This window comes from Candidatus Poriferisodalis sp. (assembly GCF_965214215.1).
GTDB lineage: Bacteria > Actinomycetota > Acidimicrobiia > Acidimicrobiales > Poriferisodalaceae > Poriferisodalis.
The window spans coordinates 1,298,274-1,320,355 of record NZ_CBDCBD010000003.1 but is presented as its reverse complement, the minus strand read 5'-3'; the positions used below and the strand labels follow the sequence as shown (position 1 = coordinate 1,320,355).

Genomic DNA, 22,082 nt, shown 5'->3' with positions numbered 1-22,082 from the left:
GCCGCGTCGCGATCCAACAGGCCAATCACAACCGTTTCCGAGGGCGATCGCGTTACCTCTTCTCGGTCTTCGTGACCCGAGCAGGGCATGAGGCGTTGGGGCGCGGGATAGATCACGTTCGTGCCCTGCACAGCCTCGCGGAGGGCCTCCACCCAGAAATCGACCGTCGAGCCCGTCGGCAATTCCTGCTCGGCGAGCACGAGCAAGCCGTATTCGTCTCGATGAATGCGATCGAGGTGCGGGTTCGCGGACTCAGTGACCTCGGGGACGATCTCATCGGGGTCGATCTGATGAACCAGGCATTCGGCCAAGGCGGTTCGTTGACCGATCCGAATGCGGTGGCCAGCGAGCGCGAGGGGCGGCGGGCACTCTTCGCCGGTGCCTACGCCGTGCTCAGGAATCCGGCCGGGCATCGGGATGTGGACTACAACGATGTCGCCGAAGCCGCGGAAGCCGTAGCCACCGCGAGCCTGCTCATGCGGATTCTCGACTCCATCGGGAACAGCCGGACGGTCTGACCAACGGCAACTCGTGGCGGGTCAGCCCACTGTTACCCCAACGGTGCGTACGTCAGCCTTCTGGCGGCAAGGTCGCCCCGCAGGACACCGCCGTTATTCTCCTTCAGTTGTCGCCATGCGGCGAATCCTTGGAACACGGCTTCCTCGACCTCCCACAGATGGCGCTGTGAGACCTCAAGTTCGGCCGTGAAAATGCGAAAAGTTCTGAGCGCGTTGTAATCGAGGTGTCGCACGTTCTCAAGGTCGTTGTGCTGGCACGCGTATTCGAACATGAATGCTGCGAACGCTTCTTCGACCACGATGGCCCGACCACCGTCCTCGACAGCGTCAGTCATCGTTCCCTTCGGACGCTTGCGGTCGAAGATCTTGCCTCGGGCCACAGGCGACCAACCAAGAACCGCAGCGTTGGCCAAGTGAAATGCATCGTGGTATCGGTAACCGCTGTCGCCGTAGGTGTTGTCTGCGAGGCTGCTGGCGACGCGCTTCCTGTTCCAGATCACCTCTATCAACGGTTCGGGTCCGTCGCTGGACGCTGGCCGAATCGTCACGGTGAACTTGCGGGGAAGCCGATGTCTCCACGGCAACCCATCATCGAAGTGCTCTGATGGCCTTCGGCGCCTCGGCGTTGCCTCGCCGCGAGTCGGCCATCGATCGGAAGTCTTGGCCAGGTTGCTCCGAGCAACCTCATCGAGCGAGAGACCAGCCTTTTCGGCGGCGTTCGCCAAGTACCACAAGATGTCCCCGAGTTCTTCTGCGACGTTGTCTTTAAAGAGCTCATACGCCGCGCCATCTCGCAACCGCTTCTTGTACGCCGCTAGCCCTGATTCTTCATGGGGCTGTGGGTCGGTGCGGTGTGGGTCCGCGGAAAAGCCCCTCTGACCTGCGACGATGCATGGCGTTGAGTCAAGCATCAGCGAGTTCAGGGGGGCATCTCCGAGGTGAAACCTACCAGTGTCACGAACGCGCAGTTGACAGGCGGCGGGGACCGGGTTGTTTGGGGTGCGGGCCTGTTCGCGCTGGGGCGGTTCGCGGACCGTGTGGGGCTGACCGAAGCGCTGTCGGCGGCGGTGCCCGCACGCGGGGAGCGCGCCCCGGTTCATGACCGCGGCGCGGTTTTGGTTCATGCGTTGTTGGTGCTGGCGGGCGGCGGTGAGGCGTGCACCGATATCGAGTATCTGCGTGCTCAGCGTGAGCTGTTCGGCGAGGTGGCGTCGGACTCGACGCTGTATCGCACTCTCACCGGTCTGGGCCCCGGCGGCCCCGAAGCGCTGATGGGCGCAGCGGCAGCGGTACGCGAGCGGCTGTGGGCCGGCCGTGATCGCGGTCGCCCGCTGGTGGTCGACGTCGACTCGACATTGGTGGAGATCCACTCGGAGAACAAGGAGGGCGCAGCGCCGCATTTCAAGGGCGGCTACGGGTTTCATCCGATGGTGTGCTCGACCGCGGACGGGGAGCCGCTGTGGGTCAAGCAGCGTCCGGGCAACGCCGCAGCGAACGACATCGCCGATCATCTCGAAGTGATCGACGCCGCGGTGTCGATGCTGCCCTGCCCTGACGCGGCAGGGCACCGCCCAGGCGACGACAGCGAGCTGGCGCAGCGTTCGCTGGTGGTGCGCATCGACGCGGCGGGCTGCTCGGCGAAGCTCGCGAAAGGACTGCGGGACCGCAACATCGGGTTCATGGTGTCAGCACGCTCGACGCCCGGCATCCAAGCAGCGATCCGCGGCGCTTTGGGCGACCCGGGCCGCTGGCACAACGCCGCCAAGAGGCCCCGCCAGCGCAAGCCCGGCCGCGCTCAGGTCGCGGACCTCACCGACCTCGTCGACCTGCCGGGCTGGCCCGCTCGAACCCGGCTGATAGTGCGCCGCGAACCATTGCATCCCGGCGCGCAGCGCAGCCTGTTCGGAAGCGACAACTACCGATACTGGGGATTCCTCACCGACCGGACCGGCGACACAGCCCAGCTCGACCGTCTCATGCGCTCACACGCCGACGTCGAGAACGCCATCTGCCGGCTCAAAGACAGCGGCCTGGCCCGCATGCCGTTCACCGACTGGCACGCCAACAGCGCCTGGGCCGCCCTGGCCATGACCGGCCTCGCGCTCGTGGGATGGTTCCAGACCCGCTGCCTCACCGGAACGCTGCGCCGAGCAGCCCCCAAACGGCTCCGCTGGCAGCTGTGGCACCTCCCAGCGGTCGTGTGCCACAGCGCACGACGCGTCCTGCTGCGGCTCCCCCAACAACACCCCGGCGCCCGAGCCCTGCTCGCCATCGCCCACCCCCGCTGACCCGCCGCGGCACCCGAACTCGACGATGCCCGCACCAGCGGGCCGGCTCCGCCGCGCCCCCGAACACGCCCCACAGCATGCCCACACCCAAATCGGAGCCAAAAACAGCCCGGCCGAGCCCCGGCCCGCACCCCGACAACCCCGACACGACAAATCAGGCCAACCGGCATGCCCAAAAGACGACTCGCGGCATTCTCATGAATAATCAGGGCTAGCAATGTCCCGACTTCGCCCGCAAGACCGAGCAGGGGACCCAGTAGGGGATCGCCCCCTTCATCGTCAGGCTCTGGAAAGTGGTCCGTTAGTTGAGAGCGGTGTTGGAATTCGGCGATGGTGAGCGGGTCGTTCGTCATCAGGAATCGATCCTCCAAGTGCTCGGTAGTGAGCCGCTCGTCAAGCTCAATGGGTCGATCGCACCAGCGCGTGCGCCGAACGCGATGAGGTAATCCGTGGGCAGCCAGCCGTAGCCGCCCGCTCCCCATCCGGGTCCCCAGCTATTTCGGACGAGCAGGACTCGGACCTGTTCGTGTGTCCGAGCTCCAACCACCAACACGGCGTGGTAGGCACCTTGCGGTGCAGTCAACGGAGGCACTTCGATGGTGCCTTCAGGCGCTGCCTGCTCGAACTCAGTCGTGATTTCGATGATCAACGCGACGACGAGGCCAGCCGCGAGCAGATCTTCGATGACGTCCTCGATGCCATCGTTGGCCACCGACACAGGGGTCAATTCGGCTTGGTGCCAGACGGACACCTGGGCCGCCGATGGCACCTGATCCGCACCGTGACCGATCGCGGAATTGAACGGCCAGACCACCAGGCTGGGCTGGCCGACTGTGCGGAGCGCATCGGCAACTGCCTCCAGGATCGTGCCTCCACGAGATGCTGTGCCGATCGCCACGCAACGGGACCACAAGGCGTCGGGTGCTAGCGGCTCGGGAGGCTGTGTACGACACGCTTCATGCGCAGCGGTCACGACGATTGGGATGCACAGCGGCCGGAATCCTTGGTCGATGGCGGGAGCGAGCATCGGTCTCAGATCGACCGGTGAACGAGCCAAGCTGCGCTGTCGCCTTGCGTCGTAACCGGCCATCGTCTAGCTGGGATCATCTGCCGATGATGTGACGCCGGAGCGCTTGCCTTCCCGTGTGATATTGGCCCAGGCGTCTGTGCCGTCGCTGATCTGATCGATAGTGATCGCCTCTCGCCGCGCTTCGACGGCCGCCGTGATTCGGTACTCGTCGACCGGATCTGCATCTCCGTACTCGTTGCGCAGCACCAGCCGAAGCTGCGTCGTGCCTGGCTCTGTCAGCCGAACCCCGAGCACTCGCCGGCCCAATGCACCAGCGACGATCTTCTCCTCGCGAACGTGCTGCACAGCTTTCCGCGATTCGGAGGCTCCAAGTCTCGCCAGACGGCGGCTTCGGATGGCCGCGTCGGTCATCGCCTGAGAGAAGCGATCGGCGATGTAGACATCGCCGACCACGGCTGCCCGTCCGCCTGCAATCTCGAGCGGTTCCGGCCTGTCCGGCGACGCCGGCTGGCGCGCTCGGTCGACGGCCTGGCTTGGCGGCCTGGCTCGTGGCGCCGCCTTCGGTTCTGCCAGCGGCAGTGCTGCCGGCTCGAGGGGACCGTCATCGGCGAAGGGGGGAGGCGGCGGTGCCGCGGCACGTCGTGGGCTCGCATTGGGACTCGCGATCGACCACCTGTAGCCGGTGCTGCGGTCCTCAGGCAAGGAAATAATGATCTCGTCATCAGTGCGAACGTTGAGCAGTTGGCCGTGCCACGCCATATCGACTGGCCAAACGTCCGCAACGCCAACAACGGGTCGACGTCCGGCCCCAATCGACTGCTTGACCTTCAGCGGCTGCACCTTGAGCAGCTCTCGCAGTTCGTGCTGCGTGATCCGGTCGAGGTGGTGCAGCTGCCTTGCGGCCGCCTCGTAGCTGACGCCAGCTTCACGGGCGACGGTGTAGACGTCGAGCGGGCCAAGCGATGTCGCACTGCGGCGCGACAGGATGGTGTGGACGAGCGGGGGTGGGATCAGCAGCGCCCCAGCGAAGACCTGCGCGAGCGTCTCGCGCTCCAAGGTGGTGCGTCCCAGTACATCCGATTCGGTATCGAGGGCAGCATCGTGACCGCCGTCGAGTCGCCAGTGACCGAGTTCGTGCGCTGCTGTGTATCGCTGGATCGGCGTCGAACGTTCGGTGGTGATGAGGATCCCACCGGTGCCCTCCGGCAGGTATGCCCCTAGCAGCCCATCGAGCGGGAAAAAGGCGAGCCACAACCCGAGGCTTTCGACTAGGCCGAACACATCGACTTGGCGCGTCTGATCCAAACCTGCCTCGCTCAAGAGGCGGCTCGCGGAACTCGCAGCCGCGAGGCGTCGGGTATGACCGGAAACCATGGGCTATTCCGCTTGCTCGGTCCGAGCAGCTCCGGGTCGTCCCGCGCCAGCGAGGAACTCGGCGAAGCGCAAGACTTGCTCCTTGTCTTGATCCGACAGGTCCGCCGTCGCTCGGTACAGAGGCGTGTCCATATCAACCTCTGCGCCTTCCTCTCCGAGCAGCCACGCCACGGGCCGGCGATACAAGCGGCCCAGACGCCTGAGTTCAAGTGATGAGACGCGCCGCTTTCCGGACTCAATGGCGGACACGCTCGCCCTAGGGATGTCCAGTGCCGTTGCGACATCCTCTTGCAGAAGGCCGATGTACTCGCGCGCGTTCCTCAAGCGCTGTGCGAGCGCCATCGCTTCACCCTCGTCTGACTCGGGCGCATCCGTGCTCATGATCCGTCCTCTCGTTGTATTGCCACTTTGGAATCTTGGTGTTCTGTCGATGCCGAGGCGACCGCAATTGCCGCGGCCCAGCCACTCTCGTGAGTTGCCGAGACGTGGAACTCGGAGATCCCGAGCGATTGGGCCCGCCCGGCAGCCGAGCCTCGCAACACAACGCTTGGAGCGCCCGAATTCTGCGACACGATCTCGACGTCTCGCGGGTCGAGGTCGCTTATCCCCACACCGAGGCATTTCATTACGGCTTCCTTCGCCGCCCAACGTGTTGCGAGCCGTTCTGGGTCGTCGCCCGCTTCGGCGAGTTCGTGTGATGTCCAACAGCGCTGAAGAAACGCCGGCCCGCCTTCGGAAACCAGGCGGCTCATCTTGGAGACGCAAACAACATCAACTCCGACACCTGCTGCTTCATCACGATCACCGGCAAGCGCTGAGGCATTCACCGCTGATGCGAGAACCGCGGAAGGGTCGGGCACCAAAGCGCCGTCGCCTGTCACAGCAGTGCCTCTATGGACTGGACGAGATCTCGTGGCTTCGCCGGATGACCCGGCTCCGCGTCAGCCAAGGTGGCGTGGACTACCAGTTCGCCACACTCGGCGCCCGTCTGTTCGCACAGGAAGTGCATCAGCCGGCTGAGGCCGACCAAGTTCCCGTAGGCCTTGGTGATGAGGTACTGGTGGCGGTATACGGCCATGCAGTGCAGCGTCCCATCGAACAAGGTGAGATCGATATGCACCAAGCAAGGAAAGCCGCGCATGCGCCGATCTGTCGGAGCGTAGAGCTGCACCCCAGCAAGAGATTCAGGGAGCAAAGCATCTGCACCGACGTCGATATCGAGCGTGTTGTTGGTTCGCTTCCCCTTGGAAAACTCGCCGCGTATGCGGGCGATCCTCAAATCCAGTTGATTTGTTCCTCCGGACCTATTGCCCGGCCAGGTGATCATTCGCGCGAAATAGGTGCCTCTGCTGTTCCCAGGGAACTTCAACAACTTGGGCAGCATGCCCGCGTAGCGCTCGTAGAGATTGAGCGCGGCAGCATCCAAGGCACGAACGGCCGGTTCGTCCAGGTCAGGAGACCATGAGAATCCGGGGCCCGAGTACAGCGCTGCCGGAAAGATGGTGCCCGCGACCGTCTCCACGCTCGGATCCCCGGCAGCGTTGAGAGCCGTGTCGATCACATCGCGTACAACCTCGTCTTCTGCGCCGGGCTTCTCAACCGTCATAACCAAATTGACGCAGCGCCCGCGCGGCTGGCTGGCCGCATGCACCAGAGCCTGAGACCACGCCTCGCTCAACGTGCTGGTCGCGTCGAGTAGTTCGCTCATGACTTGACCAGTGGTGCCACTCGCTCGCGGATCTGCCTGTGCAGCATCTGACTCAGCGCCGCCGGCGTAGCGAAGTCATCTTTGGTCAGATCGCGAGGGTCAACGAGGGTTCCGGCTCCGCACGCCTCCTCGATCTGGCTAATCACCCACACCGCGGCAAGGCTGGCCACGCCGGAACTGGCACCACTCGTGGCTTCGCCAACGCTGGCGAGCAACCTGTTCACGTGGGCCCCAAGCTCGCTCTCAGTGAGTCCGTGGACTTCGACCGTGTCCGCCGGAGGAGACTGAGGCGGGGAAATGGTTCCCGTGTCGATGTCATCTGCCATGACATCGATGTTAGATTTTCCGACATCTGCTGTCAAGTGGAACATTTCTCCTGTGGCGACCCAGACCTAGACAGCAGCGCCGAGACAGGATGGGGCTTGCGCTGACAACGGCAAGCCCCACTTGGGTGGGTAACCCAGCGTCAAGGGGCGCTGGTCAACCCGATACACCTGCTTGATACGGCCGGGCCCGCCCAACGAGTGCTCAGGATGAGCGACCCGTGCGTACTTGTCGACCTCGCAGAACAGGTTCTGACAGTCGATGAGCTGAAGTGGACGACCCCACAGGTCCCGAAACGGGGTCGGCGTCGGGGTCATCTCAAAGAACTCAGTGGCTGTGTCCGCCATTGCCGCGATCACTTCGGCTGCGTCGAGGCCGCCTGTGTCCGCAAAGCACTTGCGGATGCCGCGAACAGCTCCCGGACCGGCGACGACAAAATCCATCTCGTCGAAATCGAAGTGCGGCGAGTAGTTCAAGTCGATGGCGTACTGAAATGCCAAGAACGGTCCGAACGACGGCACCTCGCAAAGTCTTTCGTACAGGGATCGCAGCGAAGAAGCTCGTTCGAGGTGGGCCAACACGCCCGTCCGTAGCAGCATCTCGACAAGTGAGAGATGGTCACGGTGCTTGCGGTCCGCCCCTCGCCGCGGACTCGGCATGATGTACGCCGCCGAGTACACGCGTCGGCCCCGATCGAGCAGTTCGTCCAACGCCTTTGCGTAGCCGTCGGTGCCGAAGCCAGCCGCTGCTGGTTGCCCGACGCGGTCGACCAGATGCTCCCAAGTATCGATCCGGTTGAAGATCTTGAAGAGTAGGACCCGGAGGATCGTGTCCAGCGCGTCGCGCTCTTCGTCGTAGATCACATGATGAAGCAGGTACTGACTGACGCGGTCCGACGCCCGGTACGCGTTCGTGAACCTGTGCCGGGCGAGGATGGGATCGCTCGTCCACGGACCGAGCTCGCCCGCGGCGCGGCGATAGAAGATGGCCTGCCGCTCGGCCGCCAGACGCCAGTACGACCAGAAGACCTCCGTCACCTGCACTCGCCGCCCGGCGAGGCGGAACACGCGGTTCTCCTCGAACGGAAGCTGGCCTTGATCAGGGTCGCGAGTGGCGAGTGGCACAGCGGCTCACAGTACCCACAGCAGGCTGCTGACCTCAGGTCCGCGCAGTACCCCATGATCGGCAGGCAGGCCGAGTCGCTGGCAGCCCGCTACCGGCCGATCACCGACTGGTCCACGCCCGCCTCCGCCTGGTCGGCCTGCCCAGCGAGCATCCTCACCCGCAAGTCGTACTTCTGCTCTGCTGAGAGCAGCCTCTTCGATTTGCGCTCCGGCGAATCCGTCAGCCGCGGCCTCCTGAACTGAGACCGCTAGCCCAGCCCGACGCTGCTCGAAGAAACTCAGAACTTGTCGCGCGAAGCCAGACGCAGCACAAGACGATGTCGTGGAAACACTTATCCGCCGCGCCCTCGCTGACCAGGACAAGCGATGCAACACGCGCCAAATTCGGGTCCGAACTGCGCTCGCGGCGGCTCAACCGGTGGGTTGCAACAAGAGCTAGCTGAGTGCCCGGGACAGCCCTCTCACAGCGAGTGCTGCGATTTCGCCTGCGCGGTGTGATGCCGACAGTTGGCCGAGCTCGTCGGTCTCGAGTCGGGTCGCCCTGGGATCCCACCCCGAATCAGCAGCTGCCTCTTCAAGCTCGGCCACTGCTCGATCGATTCGAACGTCGTCGGGCCGTCGCGGGAAATCGCTGGGCGCCCAGCCGAGGTCGTCTATCCCGAGATGACGCGCCGCCAACGCAGCTGCGCCGCCAAAGCCTGCGGACACGAGCAAGGGCTGATTGCCGGCCACAGCGATGATCGCTTCCTCAAGGATTCCCGGCATCGATCCCGCAAACGTGGACAAGTTGCCACCCAGCAGCACACGCGCATCGGTGATGGTCCCCATGAGGCGCCGAAGAGCGCTGAATGCGGGGGCCTTGGCGGCTTCGTCGGTGTCCTCTGGCTCGGGTGGCTTGAACTTCAGGATGTCGGGAATATGGTTGCCTCGCTCATCCAAGCAGACCACCCGGCCCTTCGAACCCAGTTGTCGATCGATGCTGTCGAGTTCGCTTCGGGAGAGCTTCCGATGCTCGGGCGCTGCGAGGCACAGCGTCAAGGCGTCGCTGCGACCGTACCGATGTATCTCGTGCAACAGGCATTGCGTGAATCCGGAGGGCCGGATCCTGCCTCCGTAGACCAGCGAGCCCCCGGCGACGAGTACGGCGCGGGCGATCTCCCCGATGGCAAGTTCTGCGTGAGCGTTCGCCAGCCCAAGGCGAGGTAGATCGTCGCTGTCGGAGACTGAGATACCGACTCGTACGCCGGCCAACGCCCCTGTCGGGATTAGGCCCTGCGCCAGCATCAGAGAGTCCCTCCTCCGCGGCTCGCGTAGGTCCGCGGCGTGACCACGTCGACACGCGCTGCGGCGCCTGCGACCTCGAAGAGCTGGCCGATGACATCGGACTCATCGGGTCCCAGCGGTGGGTCCGGGTGCATCACAAGGATCGGGTCGTCTTCCGTGACCTGCGCACTGTTCTCGAGCAACCACCGGATGGCTGTCGCAGGCTCCGGCGCATACGGCGGCGCCCAATCGATGCCGCCCAAGCGAAGCTCCTCGCCCTGAGCATTCCAAATGGCCCGTCGCAGCGCCCCGTCAACTAACAAGTTCAGCGCAGCCTCGACGCTGCTACGCCTTGAGTCGTCGTCCCGGTCGTCGTAGCGCACTGTCGGCACATGATCCATGAGGAATGACCCCCGCTCGTCTCGATCCCGGACGGCGTTGAGCGTCACCACCGGCATGCCGTGTCGCTTGGCGGTCAAGAATTCCTTCTGGCACCACTCGCGGCCGGCATACAGATCTGTGCGTATCGCCAGCAACGCGCACGACGAAGCGCTTGCCCGCAGTTCTTGATCCCAGTCGGACCCAGGAAGCACGTCGGCCGCGTCCAAGTACGGCCGTAGATGCGTGCCTCCGATGGTCGATCGCACGAGGTCCACGATTTCGTCGACGTAATCGGGCCCCTCAGCGATCGAATGACGCTTCGTGTGGCTGATGAAGACCGTGAGTCGATCGCCGAACGGGTCATTGACAATCTGGGCGACTGCTTGCGAGACCTCACGGCACAGCACCGCAGGGTCGTCAACGCTCTCTGGATCGAGTTCTTGGAGATCACCGAGCACGTCGACCAGCACTCCGTCAACTGTCCCGGGCAACCGAATCGGGAAGACGCCGACGATCTCTGGTGCCGCGTCAACCGCCGCACGAATCTCCGTGAGGTAGGTCCGCCAACCGGACTGCAAATCCTCTACGGCCCGGGCGAGACGCACACCGACAACGGGCAGGACTGCCGTCACACGAGCCGCTGGCAGGTCGTGAGGCAGCGCCACCTGGCAAGGGAGAGGCCGCGGTGCATCGGAGCCAGGACCCCACGGAGCAGACCTCGTGTACACCTCGACGGCACCGCCAACGAGGCCCGAGTACGGGGTGCCGCGAAAGTGCTCCAACAGGGTGTCGGCGATCTGGGCCCCCTCAGCATCATCGGGATGCCAGACGACGTAGACCTCGAGCACCGGCGGCAGCACGGCGTAATCGTACGAGATTTGTCACACCCCCTACGTAACCTCGGAGTTGATGGACCGAAGGAGGTCTAATGAGCGAAATCCACAACGTGTTCATCAGCCACCGGCATGAGGACGACTATCACATCGCAGGCTTCAAGGGCCTGCTCAAGGGTAGGGACGTGGCTGTACGCGATAGGTCAATCACGAGTGACAGGCCTAATCAGGCGAATAGCCCGGATTACATCAGGTCACAGATTCTCGCACCCGGCATTCGGGGGGCAGGCAAGCTCGTCGTCATCATTACCCCTGACACGAGGAACCACGACTGGGTCGCCTGGGAAATCGAGTACGCGAACAAGCTGGGAAAGCCAATCATTGGCGTGTGGGCGCCGGGTTCCGCCGGCTGCGAGGTCCCAGAGCCGCTCGAAAGGTACGCCGACGCGATCGTCGGCTGGAATTCGGAACGGATACTTGCTGCACTGAACGGCGAACAACAATTCGAAGACTCGAACGGTGAGCCCCGGCCAGCCCAGCCGCTCAATCGAATCGGCTGTTAATCGGTGGCAGAGCTGTTCACGTATGTCGTGCTCTACGACATCGGCTTCGCGCCGAACCCATACTTTGGCACCTGCACGCTTGCGACCTGCAAGCCAGAAATCCGAAAGTCTGCAAGTCCGGGAGATTGGGTGGCGGGGATCGGGTCGATGCAGAAGGGGCAGCAGGATCACCTCGTCTACGCCATGCGGGTTGAGGAAACGCTGTCGTTCGACGAGTACTGGACCGATCCGAGGTTCGCGAGCAAGAAGCCAAACCGAGTGGGCAGCCTAAAGCTGCGCTACGGCGACAACATCTACCATCGTTCGGCCGACGAGAGCACATGGATCCAAGAGGACAGCCGGCACAGTCTTGGGGACGGCAGCCCGAACCTGGCCCATGTGAAGCGGGACACGAGCGCGCCGCGGGTCTTGGCCTCAACGTCGTTCGCCTACTACGGCGCCGATGCGATCCAGATACCAGAAGAGTTCCGTGATTGGGAGGGCAAGGACTACTTCGGCAGCGTCCGTGGTTACCGTCGCAACTTTCCCGATGGACTGCGCACAGCATTTATCTCGTGGCTTGAGTCTCAGTCCGATGTCGGCATCGCAGGCGAGCCTCTGGATTGGCAGTAGCACCATCTACTGCTTCCCAGACCCGAGTTGTCGCCTCCTGGCGTGATGATCAGGCGTTTCATGTCATTCGTCGACGCGACTTCCCATTTCAGTCGGTGCGTCAACGTCGGTCACGGGCAACGCCAGTTGCTGACCCTGTGTCCTGAGTTCGAATCTTGCGCCCTCGATTCGCAACATGGCAAACGGGTTGAGCGCTCACACACCAGCCGCGGCAGCGGCGTTCGGGATCTTGATCCGAGTGCGCTTCCTACCGGGTACTTCGTGGGTCACGACGCTATGGCCCCCGGCGCGTGCATGGCCAATCAGAAACGAGTCGGCGGCAGCCGCGAAGAGCGATGAAGACGTTGGTGTCCAGCAGATAGGCCACTACAGGACTCCGAGGCTGCGGCCAAGCCCTTCGAGCGTCGAGACCTTCTTCACACCGAGCAGTCGGAACGCTTCGGTGTAGGTGGTTCGTCCTTCGAGTGTGCTCGCGATGAGGTCGCGCGTGAAGCGTTTACCTACCTGCACCGGCTTGGTCGCGTAGTAGTTGCCGCCTGAAGCACTGCGCCCGCTGTCAAGGGACTCGATCCGGGTTCGCTCAATATCCCGTTCGAGCATGAACTCGTCCCAGCCGATGGCACCAGCTTCACGGACACGAGCGAGGATGACCTCTGTCGACACCCGATAGCGCCGTGCCAACGGTTCGAGCTGAGGGCGCAGCGCACCCGCAGGATCGAATGCCTGCTCGAAGTCAGACATCGGCACCAGCAGCTCCGCCGCCACGGCGTTGCACCAGCGTTCCTCGGCGAACTCACGGCCGGACTCCGCTTCGGCGTCGGAGAGCCCCGTCGCGCCGAGCCACAGATGCGCCAGTTCGTGAGCCAAGGTGAACACCTGCGCCGACTTCGCATCAGCGCCGTTGACGAACACGAGCGGCGCGTAGTCGTCGACGAGGGCGAAGCCTCGAAACTCATTCGGATCCAGCCTGCGATGAGTGTTCGATCCGACAATCCCGCTGATCGTCACCAGCACACCCACGTCCTCGGCACGCTCCCGAAGCTGGGCCAATGCTTCCTGCCAGCTCCCGAGTTCCTCGCGAACTTCACCAGTCCAGCCCAGTGCATCACGCATCGACGTAGCGGCCACGGTCGGCGGTGTCGACACCGTGACGGAACCGACGAAGTCGACGTGCGGCTCGTTGTGCAGCAGCTGATTGTCTCGGTACCACTCTTGCCGGGCTTGGCAAGCGCGTAGGGTGTCGAGCAGGTTCCCCGTCGCCGGCATTGTGCCGCCCTGCCCGGCGGGCGTGCGAAAGTCCGCTACGGGCAGCGTTTCGACCGGCGGCTCGTCGAGCAGCAGGAATCCGACCGGCGTGTATGTCTTGGCGGCATAGTCCTGCAACTGACGCAGGGTCGGCTGCGCATCACCAGCGACCCAAGCATCGAAGAGCGGAAATCGCTTGTGCCAAACGGTCTCGTCGATACCTGACCGGGAACGCGCCCACTCGAGCAACGCGGGACGAACCGCAACCCGGACGCTCATGGTGTCAGTATCGCCGCTCGGCGGCCGGGGCGCGACGACTCGCCAGATCTCGGCCCAGTGCATGGCTGCGCAGCCTCGTCGAACAAGTCGCGAGGATCCCGCGATTGCGGCTGACGATCAGTTCAGGAAAGTTGTGATCCAGCGGGAGCTGCATCACGCAGCCAATGAGCTCTCGAACTCGACCGCATCCCTGAATGCCGCCGCGTCGAAGCCCGGGTAGAGATCGGCAATCGCTTTGTAGTCGCCGAGGCTCTCGTAGAGAGCGGCCGCGGACAGCGTCGTGATACGTGACCGGGCGAGGTGAGGTTCGCCTGAGACCCTGCCCGGAACGATGCGCAGGCTCGGGCGGGGACGGATGAGGTCGGGTCCTTGGCGGTCGGCGACATCGAAGGGACCCAAGAGGTCCAATGACTCCTGCATCGCCGCTTGCCCCGCCTGATGAGGGATGCCCTCCACGTCCACCCAGATCTTGCCGGAGGCATCGACCCGCAATGGCGACGTCAGCCGGCCCCCGCTGTCGTCCCAGATGTCCAAGCCGAGCTGCTCCAACTCGGCCAAGGCCTCACGCACGCGCGGCATCGGGCTCGCAGGAACACTTGCCTCTGTTTCGAACTTCGGATGTCGCAGCCAATAGACGATGCGCAGCGCCATCAAGTCGGCGTAGGACCAGAGCTTCACCCGAGTGGGCGACACCGACGGTGTCACGAGCCCATTGCGAGCCCAGAGGTACACCGTCGACTGCGGCACGCCCGACAGGGCCGAGGCGCGATGGGCCTCGTAGCAGCCGTCGAATGCGGAGTTGAGGCGTGCCGAGAGCGGCCCGTAAGCGGTCATCGAACTGATCTGGCTCCGAGTCCTCGGCCGTGAACGGGCCTCACCGACGCTGAACTGTGCCTCAATGTACCTACGACCCGAGGTGCCGAAGAATTGTTTCCGAGCGAGGCACGGCCGAGTGCAACTGACGCCCTGCCGGTGTGAAACGCTGGCGCATGGCACGCATCGAGGTCATTGCTGACGACGACTGGGGCGGCCCCCTCGGCGAGCTGTACCCCCGGGTCGTGGACCCCGCCTACGGCCGGGTCGACCACATCTTGGCCATCCACTCGCTCAACCCCCGCTCCATGGCCGCACACCAAGGCCTCTACGAATCGGCCATGGCCGGCTCCGCCACGCTGCGCAAGGCCGAGCGCGAGCTCATCGCCCTGGTCGTCAGCCTCACCAACGACTGCCACTACTGAGTGGTCCACCATCGGCGCGGTCTGCGCCGCCTGCTCCGCAACGACGAACTCGTCGCCGCCGTCGAGCACGACTGGACCACCGCCGCACTGTCGCCCAAGCGCACCGCCATGCTCCGATACGCCGTCAAGCTCACCGAAACCCCCGCCGCCACCACCGACGCCGATGTCGACGCCCTGCGCGAAGCCGGCTTCAGCGACCGCGACATCCTCGACATCACCGAAGTCGTCGGCTACTACGCCTACGCCAACCGCATCGCCGACGGGCTCGGCCTCCAAACCGAAGACTGGATCCCCGACTGAGCGGTGGTAGCTGGGACAACCACTGTGCAGTCGAGTCATGCCATTCATGGTCGATGTGCAAGCCCGACTGAGCGCAATCGGGCACTTGCGAAACGTGATGGCCCACTCACGCCTCGAGGACCAAGAGGTCACCTCCGACGATCTCGAAGCCCAGATCGACGACCTCGCAGCTGAATTCCGGCAGCGGCGTGACCTCTGGCGCACTGAGTAGGGCAATCAACTGTGAGCCGCCTCGCTGCCCCAACCGGGGACGGGCACACGCTGCTGTCTGACGAAGATCGAGGCGGCCTGCTCCAGCGGGACATCGCAACCCGGCAAGAACTCTTCGACGCCGAACAGCGCTACATCGCAGCGTTGCACTCCGCCGACGCTGGGGACATCGACGACCTGATCAGATTCGCCCGCAGCTAGGGCATCGTCGAGGGCGTCTACTGCACCCATCCGTCGAGGCCGACACACGTAAGTGACATCATGTTTTGAGTTGCCGGCCCCCGCAATCCGAGGGGTTACGTTCGTGAACTCCAAGGACTTCATCGGGGAGAGCTCGGGCACGCTCGCCACCAGTTTCTGGGACAACCGCACCCTCGACGTCTGGGAGATCCCCTTCGGTCGCTGGATCGAGGAAATCGTCTTCTGGCTGACCACCCACATCACCGGATTCCTCGACGCCGTCAAGTGGCCCGTCGATCAACTCCTGCGGCTCATCATCGACAACCTGCTGCAGACCTGGCTGCCATGGCCGATCGTCTTGCTGCTGTTCTTCCTGCTGGGGCTCACCACACGCAACGCACTGGTGGGGCTCGGCAGCGCGGCCGGCCTGCTGATCTGCGGACTGCTCGGCAACGAGTACTGGGACCTCACGATGGAAACGGTCGGGATGATCATCGTGGCGGTGATCATCTGCACGGCGATCGGCATCCCACTCGGGATCCTGGCGGCCCGCGTCGACTCGTTCTGGAGCAGGCTGCGTCCCGTTCTCGACGGCATGCAGGTCATCCACCCCTTCGTCTATCTGCTGCCGATCATCTTCCTGTTCGGCGTCCGCCGGACACCCGGCGTGCTGGCCACGCTCGTGTTCGCTCTGCCTCCCATCGTCCGCCTGACCAACCTGGGGCTCCGTCAGGTGCCAGCGGAGGTGGTCGAAGCGGCCCGGGCATTCGGCGCAACCGAGAGCCGGGTGCTGCGCGAAGTGCAGCTTCCCCTGGCGCGGCCCGCGATCATGGCCGGGCTCAACCAGACCCTGCTGCTGTCGCTGTCGATGGTGGGCATCGTGGCGATCATCGCCGGCGGAGGCCTCGGCAAACCGATCCTCACCGCGCTCAACACCGCCGACATCCCCGTCGGCGCGTCGGCCGGTGCCGGCCTCTACTTCGTCGGCGTGCTGCTCGACCGGATCTCCCAGCCCGACGACACCGTCGACCGCCGCAGCCTGTTCGCACGGATGCGCAGCGCATGGACCACACGCTCCGAACCGCAGGTGCCCCCCGTGCCGGGCCTGGAGCCCGACGCCGAAGTACCCCCGCCCACGGAGGAGACGGCGCCGGCGTCGCTGACTTCCCCCCAGGCCCTGGGCGCAGTCGCAGCACTGGGCGGCGGCCTCGTCTGTGCGTTCTCGGCGCTGCTCACCTGGGGCAACGACGCGGGCCTGCTGTCGGGCTGGGCCCGATTCGACGACAACGACCTCGCCGGAGCGCACAGCGGGCTCGACGCCACCGGCGGCTCGTGGTTCGGGATCCTGTTCGGCTTCGTCGGTCTCACCGTCGCCTTCGGCGGCGCCGCCGCACTGTGGAGCCCACGGAGTCGGGCCAAGTTCATTGCCAGCGCCAGCGCGTTCTTCGCCGGCGGCCTGATGCTGGTGTCGCTGATCGTCGCCTACCTGAGCGTCGCCCCCCGCGGCGACAACTACAGCCACGGCACAGGCGCGTGGATGGCGCTCGGCGGCGCGCTGGTCGTTCTGGCTGGCGGCGCCGTCGCTGCGCTGCGGGCACCCTCCGAGGGCGACGTGGCTCGTGTGGGTATCACCGAAGTGATCGGCATCGCGGTGCTGACACTGTTTCTGGTGTTCGCAGGAGCGTCGGGATCCTGGCTGCTGGACCAGCGCAGCGACGCAGCCCAGATCGCCGCCGAGTTGGCAGCCGAAGCCGAGGGCGTCAACCAGGGCGGCCTTGCCGCGGAACTGCTGGCTGAGGCCCTGTCGCAGACCCGGCGCGTCACGGTCCGCGGCCTCGATGCGGCCGGGCCGCAGATTGGCTACGTCGTGTTGGCGCTCGCCTTGATCGGCGCCGCGGCGGCCCTCGTTCGGCTTGTGCGCCGCTATGCGCTGCAGCGATTCGGAGGCCTCGTCATGTTCGGGACGGGGTGCGCCATCACCGCAATCGGAACCGCCTGGATAGCGACGTACGTCCGGCTTGCGACCCCGGCGCTCGGGCCCGGGGCCAGCGCATTCCTCACCGCCATCGGCGGCCTCATACTGGCTGCTCGTGGCTGGCGCGCCAGCGCTGTGCAGTAGACGGCGAGATCTTCGAGAAGATCGACTGCGGTCGATCTGAGGGCTCGGCACACGGCCGTCCACACGGGTCAAGCAGCGCCGGCGCGGGCCAAGAACAGCGACATAGACATTGCAATTGCAACGGTGACACATACGAACTGGTGCCGCGTCAGGCGACCTTCGGGGTGCTCACGATGCGCGGAAGCCCTGACATCATGTGGTGGGCTGGCATCTCCAAGCACGCAGACGTTTGCTGACACGGCACTAGACACAAATGCATGGTCGAAGCCCGCGGGGCTCGGGCGATCATCACTCAGGGGGACACACCGATGCAAACCACGCGAGGACGATTGCTCATCGTCGTTCTCATGGCGTTCGGCCTGATCGCCGCCGCCTGCGGAGATGACGACTCCACATCCGATACCGCAGCACCGACCGCCGAAGCCGCCGCGTCGGCGGCGACCGCGTCGGCGGCACTGCCCGGCGAGGGCGTCACGGTCACCATGGCACGGGGCAACTGGATCGAGACCAACTTCCAGAACTTCGTCATCCAGCAGCTGCTCGAAGAGCTCGGCTACGAAGTGACCGACCCGGAGGAAATCGCGCCGGCGACGTTCTATCCGGCCGTGGCTCAGGGAGATTACGACTTGTGGGGATCTTCGTGGCCCCTCAACCACACGCCCCTGCTCGAGGGCGAGAGTCCCGAAGGCGGGACGTTCGCCGACAAAGCTCGCTACATCGGCACGATGATGGCCTCGGGTGCGCTCCAAGGGCTGCTCGTCGACATTCCCAGCGTCGAACAGTTCGGCTTCACGACGCTCGGGGAACTGCTCGACAACCCTAACGCGGTTGCTCACTTCGACAGCGACGGCGACGGCAAGGCCGACATCAACGGCTGCGACGACGGCTGGGGCTGCCAGAAGGTCATCAACGACACCCTCGCCAAGAACGGCTGGGATGACCGTGCCACGCAGGTGTCAGCGACATACTCGGCGCTGTTCGCAGAGTCCCAGGCGAGCTTCGCCGGTGGCGGACCGGTGCTGCAGTACGTGTGGACACCGACCGCCTTCGTCGGCAAGCTCGTGCCAGGCCGGGACGTGCTGTGGCTTGCCATCGAGCCCGAACAGGCCCTCGAAGGCCAAGACGGTGTTTCCGAGGTCGGCGATGCATGCACCAACGAACCATGTTCGACGATGTTCACACCGTCGAACATCGTGGTCACCGCCAACGTCGACTTCCTGAATGCCAACCCGGCGGCAGCGTCGCTGCTCGAGAGCTTCGAGCTCGACCCGCTGGCCGTTGCCGTGCAGGCGGTCGCCATCGACTCGGGTGCCAATTCCGATGAGCAGATCGCAGGCGCGGCCGCCGATTGGATCGCCGCCAACCGCGACGTGATCGATCCGTGGATCGAGGCCGCGCTGGCCGCCGGCTAGGTCGACCGCGCAGCGCTCAACACGGCCCCGGCGGGCGGCTGCGATCTAGCGATCTAGGAGGCTGTTGAGCAATTCCCGAATCACCCTTTTGGGCCGAGCAAAACCGCAGGTCAGAGACTTGCCGTAGGTGCCGAAACCGAATAAATCAGCAGTCTCCTAGGACGCGGCGCGTGCGTTTTCGAGCCAGCCGTTGACTGTGGCCCGGTTCTCCTCGATCCACTGCGATGCATCTGCACGTACGTGCTCTTGGGTGTAGCCGCCGGCTGCCATCCGCTCGTTCTGCGTCGAAATCCATCCCAGATCGATCGTCACCTGCTCGAGGAGCCTGCGAACGTCGGGATGGTCGTCGAGGAAATCGGCATTGGCGACCGCCTGAATGTCATTCACCTCGAAGTCCGACGCCAGCCACACCACGTTGTCGCCAGGGGTGAGGACGGTGTAGGTCCAATTCGGCGTCCAGCCGTAGAACAGCACCGGCTGCCCAGCCCCGACTCGGGCTCGAACCTCGCCGATCAGGTCGTTGTAGTTGCCCGAGTCCTGCTCGACGTTGGCACCCCAGTCATTGTCGGCGATATGGCCGTCAATGGCCTGGGCACATCCCCAGTCCTCGTTGCATCCGAACAGGTCGGCGGTGCCGTCGCCGTCGATGTCGAACTCCGCGGCAATCGACGGATCAGACAGCTGGCTCATCGAGACAAGGCCCAGCCTGTCAGCAGTTGCCTTGTCGACCATGTAGCCTTCTTGGCCTCCACGGCCCACTTGAGTCCCCACCGGTTCGATCTCTCCTTCAGTCGAGAGACCAGCGACAGTCTCGAAATCGAGGAAGACCTCGTGGTTGGGGAACCAGCCGTTTGCCCACAGGTCGTATTGGCCGGTCCTCAACGCGGGGTAGAAGTTGAGCGGTCCGAGTTCGTGTTCGGAAGGATCGGTGACCTCGTAGCCGAGCTCTTCGATGAGCGCTGCGTAGATCTCCGCTTGTGCGTAGCCGCTGTCCCAGTTGGCCCGCGCCATCCGCACCGTGCCGTCTTCCTCCTCGCTCGAGAAGATCACGACGAGTACGACGACGACCAGCCCAACCAGGGCACCGACCAAGATCAGATTTCTGCGTCGTTGCTTGGTCATTTCTTGTCTCCTCGCTGCTGTGTTCGCGCGGTCATCGCGTCGGTCCGTGCTGCAGTCGATCTTTGACAGTGGCGATCAGTCCGCTGTGCTGGGATCGGAAGATCTGCTCGTCGTAGTGGCTTTCGAGCAGGTCCAGTTCCTCGTCGAACGCCTTCTTGCAGCTCCAGCACATGATCAGCAGGATGACCGCGAACGGCAATCCGATCGAGACGGCCGCAGTTTGCAAGGCGCTCAATCCGCCTCCGATCAGCAGTGCGATCGCCACCGCGCCTTCCATGCACGCCCAGAAGACCCGCTGAGGCTTCGGTGAGTCGAGCTTGCCGCCGGAGGTGAGATGGTCCACCACCAGCGATCCCGAATCCGACGACGTCACGAAGAACGACACCAGCAACAGCACGCCGACGAACGAGACGAGGCCGGTGAGCGGGAACGACTCGAGCATGTCGAACAGTGCGGTTGCGACGTTCTCGTTCACCGCTGTGGCCACGTCACGCAGCCCGTTCTGCTGCAGGTGGATGGCGGCGCCTCCGAACACCGACATCCACAAGAAGCACAGGATCGAGGGCAACACGATCACGCCGAGCAGAAGCTCGCGCACCGAACGGCCCTTGGAGATGCGGGCGATGAACATTCCGACGAACGGCGACCACGAGATCCACCATCCCCAGTAGAAGATGGTCCACCACGCCTGCCATTCGGTCTCCTCGAAGGCTGCATTCCAGAATGAAAGCTCCGGCAGGACCTGGATGTAGTTGCCCAAGCTCTGCGTAAACAGCGACAAGATGAACAGCGTCGGGCCGACCAGCAGCACAAAGATCAAGAAGGCGCCCGCCAGCCAGATGTTCAGCTCGCTGAGTCGCTTCACGCCGGCGTCGAGTCCGGCAACCACCGAAATGGTCGCCAAGACCGTGATGCCGCAAATCAGGAGCACCTGGAACCATTGCTCGTCGGGAAGACCGAACAGTTTGTTCAATCCTGCTGAGGCCTGGCTGGCGCCGAAGCCGAGCGAGGTGGCCAATCCGAACAGCGTGGCGAGCACGGTCAAGATATCGATGACGTTGCCCCACGTGCCGTAGATCTTCTTGCCGAGAATCGGGAAGAAGATCGAGCGGAACGTCAGCGGCAAGCCTCGGTTGTAGGCAAAGAAGCCCAGCGCTAGCGCAACCAGCCCGTAGAGGGCCCAGCCGTGGATCCCCCAGTGGAGATAGGTCGTCGCGAGCGCGGCGCTGCCTGCCGCGTTTGTCCCCGCCTCGACGCCTTCGAAGAACGGCGACGGCGACGTGAAGTGGAAGATCGGCTCAGCAACGCCCCAGAACATGAGCCCGATGCCCAAGCCCGCCGACAGCAACATCGCATACCACGAGATCGTGGAGAATTCCGGCAGGGCGAATGGGCCGCCCAACTTGATCTTGCCGTACCTGCTGAACGCGAAGTAGATCGCGACCAGCACGAAGATGTTGAAGTCGAGGATGTAGAACCAGCCCAGCTTCTCGTTGATGAAGTCGAGAATGGCGCTGAATACATCCTGGGTGCCGTCGACGAAGACCGACAGCAGGATGAATACCGCCAGGATCCCCGCCGACCAGAACGTCACCTGCGGATGGATGTCGAAACCCGCCTTGACGATGTTGCGGTCGCCGGGTTCACGGTCGGCGACCTCAGGGTAAAAGTCGATGTCGGGATCGACCTGCAGGCCCTCCAGCGGCTTGCGGTTGTGAATCGCCTCCTCGCGTCGGCGCTCCTCTTCTTCCTCCCAATCATGCAAGGCAAGCGTTGCCTCGGTCAGATTGATGTCGGTGTCATCGGGGCTGCGGTGGACTCTCGGGTCCCCCCCGGCCTCGGTCTGCGCGTCGTCCATTTCGGACCTCCGAGTTACCTGACCCGGACCTGGACGTGCAGCTATCGGGCGACACGCCGCCCGGTCCCCACCAACTTAGTCATTCGGCGTAGACCGAGATG

Annotated in this window: 25 protein-coding genes; 10 read left to right on the top strand and 15 right to left on the bottom strand. The window is 64.3% G+C overall.

Going from position 1 to position 22,082, the window contains the following annotated elements:
- The first annotated feature begins 71 nt into the window (after positions 1 to 71).
- The gene (locus tag ACOOF5_RS08405; RefSeq protein ID WP_420438093.1) at positions 72 to 518 is read left to right on the top strand and encodes a TIGR02391 family protein; all 447 of its coding nucleotides are present in this window, start codon (positions 72 to 74) and stop codon (positions 516 to 518) included.
- Between the two features lie 32 nt (positions 519 to 550).
- Here ACOOF5_RS08405 and ACOOF5_RS08400 read toward each other — a convergent pair whose 3' ends face one another.
- Positions 551 to 1,315: a MazG nucleotide pyrophosphohydrolase domain-containing protein gene (locus tag ACOOF5_RS08400; RefSeq protein ID WP_420438091.1), complete on the bottom strand. Its 765-nt coding sequence runs from the start codon at positions 1,313 to 1,315 to the stop codon at positions 551 to 553.
- Between the two features lie 141 nt (positions 1,316 to 1,456).
- Between ACOOF5_RS08400 and ACOOF5_RS08395 the strand changes: the two genes are divergently transcribed.
- Entirely contained in the window at positions 1,457 to 2,806 is a 1,350-nt protein-coding gene (locus ACOOF5_RS08395) for an IS1380 family transposase (RefSeq protein WP_420438089.1), read from the top strand.
- Positions 2,807 to 3,158: 352 nt separating this feature from the next.
- Here the strand turns inward: ACOOF5_RS08395 and ACOOF5_RS08390 are convergent, their stop codons facing one another.
- The 7 genes from ACOOF5_RS08390 to ACOOF5_RS08360 all read right to left on the bottom strand — a co-directional run bounded on the left by ACOOF5_RS08390 (position 3,159) and on the right by ACOOF5_RS08360 (position 8,366).
- On the bottom strand, positions 3,159 to 3,704 hold the full coding sequence (locus tag ACOOF5_RS08390) for a C1 family peptidase (RefSeq protein ID WP_420438087.1): 546 nt from the start codon (positions 3,702 to 3,704) through the stop codon (positions 3,159 to 3,161).
- A gap of 195 nt (positions 3,705 to 3,899) precedes the next feature.
- The gene (locus ACOOF5_RS08385) at positions 3,900 to 5,141 is read right to left on the bottom strand and encodes an ImmA/IrrE family metallo-endopeptidase (RefSeq protein WP_420438085.1); all 1,242 of its coding nucleotides are present in this window, start codon (positions 5,139 to 5,141) and stop codon (positions 3,900 to 3,902) included.
- 72 nt (positions 5,142 to 5,213) lie between these two features.
- On the bottom strand, positions 5,214 to 5,591 hold the full coding sequence (locus tag ACOOF5_RS08380; protein ID WP_420438083.1) for a helix-turn-helix domain-containing protein: 378 nt from the start codon (positions 5,589 to 5,591) through the stop codon (positions 5,214 to 5,216).
- On the bottom strand, positions 5,588 to 6,091 hold the full coding sequence (acpS, locus tag ACOOF5_RS08375; RefSeq protein WP_420438081.1) for a holo-ACP synthase: 504 nt from the start codon (positions 6,089 to 6,091) through the stop codon (positions 5,588 to 5,590). Before acpS ends, ACOOF5_RS08380 begins: the two co-directional genes overlap by 4 nt.
- Positions 6,088 to 6,918 (bottom strand): hypothetical protein, encoded by an 831-nt coding sequence (locus tag ACOOF5_RS08370; RefSeq protein WP_420438079.1) that lies wholly within the window; start codon positions 6,916 to 6,918, stop codon positions 6,088 to 6,090. The genes acpS and ACOOF5_RS08370 overlap by 4 nt, the downstream gene beginning before the upstream one ends.
- Positions 6,915 to 7,244 (bottom strand): hypothetical protein, encoded by a 330-nt coding sequence (locus tag ACOOF5_RS08365; RefSeq protein WP_420438077.1) that lies wholly within the window; start codon positions 7,242 to 7,244, stop codon positions 6,915 to 6,917. The genes ACOOF5_RS08370 and ACOOF5_RS08365 overlap by 4 nt, the downstream gene beginning before the upstream one ends.
- Before the next feature lie 66 nt (positions 7,245 to 7,310).
- Entirely contained in the window at positions 7,311 to 8,366 is a 1,056-nt protein-coding gene (locus ACOOF5_RS08360; RefSeq protein ID WP_420438075.1) for a nucleotide kinase domain-containing protein, read from the bottom strand.
- Positions 8,367 to 8,420: 54 nt separating this feature from the next.
- Between ACOOF5_RS08360 and ACOOF5_RS08355 the strand changes: the two genes are divergently transcribed.
- Positions 8,421 to 8,609, top strand: a complete 189-nt coding sequence (locus ACOOF5_RS08355; protein WP_420438073.1) for a hypothetical protein — start codon at positions 8,421 to 8,423, stop codon at positions 8,607 to 8,609.
- A gap of 192 nt (positions 8,610 to 8,801) precedes the next feature.
- On the opposite strand, the gene ACOOF5_RS08350 is transcribed toward ACOOF5_RS08355, so the two are convergent.
- Together ACOOF5_RS08350 and ACOOF5_RS08345 are read right to left on the bottom strand one after the other, a co-directional pair.
- Positions 8,802 to 9,650 (bottom strand): hypothetical protein, encoded by an 849-nt coding sequence (locus ACOOF5_RS08350; RefSeq protein WP_420438071.1) that lies wholly within the window; start codon positions 9,648 to 9,650, stop codon positions 8,802 to 8,804.
- On the bottom strand, positions 9,650 to 10,870 hold the full coding sequence (locus ACOOF5_RS08345) for a toll/interleukin-1 receptor domain-containing protein (RefSeq protein ID WP_420438069.1): 1,221 nt from the start codon (positions 10,868 to 10,870) through the stop codon (positions 9,650 to 9,652). Before ACOOF5_RS08345 ends, ACOOF5_RS08350 begins: the two co-directional genes overlap by 1 nt.
- A 68-nt stretch (positions 10,871 to 10,938) precedes the next feature.
- Here ACOOF5_RS08345 and ACOOF5_RS08340 point away from each other — a divergent pair, with 68 nt between their 5' ends.
- Together ACOOF5_RS08340 and ACOOF5_RS08335 are read left to right on the top strand one after the other, a co-directional pair.
- Positions 10,939 to 11,406, top strand: coding sequence for a TIR domain-containing protein (locus ACOOF5_RS08340; protein WP_420438067.1), 468 nt, complete (start codon positions 10,939 to 10,941; stop codon positions 11,404 to 11,406).
- Positions 11,407 to 11,409: 3 nt separating this feature from the next.
- Complete coding sequence (locus ACOOF5_RS08335) at positions 11,410 to 12,018, top strand: hypothetical protein (RefSeq protein ID WP_420438065.1); 609 nt, start codon at positions 11,410 to 11,412, stop codon at positions 12,016 to 12,018.
- A 195-nt stretch (positions 12,019 to 12,213) separates the two neighbouring features.
- Here ACOOF5_RS08335 and ACOOF5_RS08330 read toward each other — a convergent pair whose 3' ends face one another.
- The 3 genes from ACOOF5_RS08330 to ACOOF5_RS08320 all read right to left on the bottom strand — a co-directional run bounded on the left by ACOOF5_RS08330 (position 12,214) and on the right by ACOOF5_RS08320 (position 14,376).
- Positions 12,214 to 12,378, bottom strand: a complete 165-nt coding sequence (locus ACOOF5_RS08330) for a DUF4411 family protein (protein WP_420440930.1) — start codon at positions 12,376 to 12,378, stop codon at positions 12,214 to 12,216.
- Between the two features lie 6 nt (positions 12,379 to 12,384).
- On the bottom strand, positions 12,385 to 13,542 hold the full coding sequence (locus ACOOF5_RS08325; RefSeq protein ID WP_420438063.1) for an ImmA/IrrE family metallo-endopeptidase: 1,158 nt from the start codon (positions 13,540 to 13,542) through the stop codon (positions 12,385 to 12,387).
- A 153-nt stretch (positions 13,543 to 13,695) separates the two neighbouring features.
- Positions 13,696 to 14,376, bottom strand: coding sequence for a hypothetical protein (locus ACOOF5_RS08320; RefSeq protein ID WP_420438061.1), 681 nt, complete (start codon positions 14,374 to 14,376; stop codon positions 13,696 to 13,698).
- 155 nt (positions 14,377 to 14,531) lie between these two features.
- On the opposite strand from ACOOF5_RS08320, the gene ACOOF5_RS08315 reads away from it, so the two are divergent.
- The 5 genes from ACOOF5_RS08315 (at position 14,532) to proX (ending at position 19,001) form a co-directional block, all read left to right on the top strand.
- The gene (locus ACOOF5_RS08315) at positions 14,532 to 15,080 is read left to right on the top strand and encodes a carboxymuconolactone decarboxylase family protein (RefSeq protein ID WP_420438059.1); all 549 of its coding nucleotides are present in this window, start codon (positions 14,532 to 14,534) and stop codon (positions 15,078 to 15,080) included.
- Between the two features lie 37 nt (positions 15,081 to 15,117).
- Positions 15,118 to 15,291 (top strand): hypothetical protein, encoded by a 174-nt coding sequence (locus tag ACOOF5_RS08310; protein ID WP_420438057.1) that lies wholly within the window; start codon positions 15,118 to 15,120, stop codon positions 15,289 to 15,291.
- 11 nt (positions 15,292 to 15,302) lie between these two features.
- Positions 15,303 to 15,491 (top strand): hypothetical protein, encoded by a 189-nt coding sequence (locus ACOOF5_RS08305; protein WP_420438055.1) that lies wholly within the window; start codon positions 15,303 to 15,305, stop codon positions 15,489 to 15,491.
- A gap of 103 nt (positions 15,492 to 15,594) precedes the next feature.
- Entirely contained in the window at positions 15,595 to 17,589 is a 1,995-nt protein-coding gene (locus tag ACOOF5_RS08300; RefSeq protein ID WP_420438053.1) for an ABC transporter permease, read from the top strand.
- A 257-nt stretch (positions 17,590 to 17,846) separates the two neighbouring features.
- Positions 17,847 to 19,001: a glycine betaine/L-proline ABC transporter substrate-binding protein ProX gene (proX, locus tag ACOOF5_RS08295; RefSeq protein WP_420438051.1), complete on the top strand. Its 1,155-nt coding sequence runs from the start codon at positions 17,847 to 17,849 to the stop codon at positions 18,999 to 19,001.
- Positions 19,002 to 19,157: 156 nt separating this feature from the next.
- Here the strand turns inward: proX and ACOOF5_RS08290 are convergent, their stop codons facing one another.
- Entirely contained in the window at positions 19,158 to 20,123 is a 966-nt protein-coding gene (locus ACOOF5_RS08290; protein WP_420438049.1) for a glycine betaine ABC transporter substrate-binding protein, read from the bottom strand.
- Between the two features lie 31 nt (positions 20,124 to 20,154).
- Positions 20,155 to 21,981, bottom strand: coding sequence for a BCCT family transporter (locus tag ACOOF5_RS08285; protein WP_420438047.1), 1,827 nt, complete (start codon positions 21,979 to 21,981; stop codon positions 20,155 to 20,157).
- Positions 21,982 to 22,082: the final 101 nt, after the last annotated feature.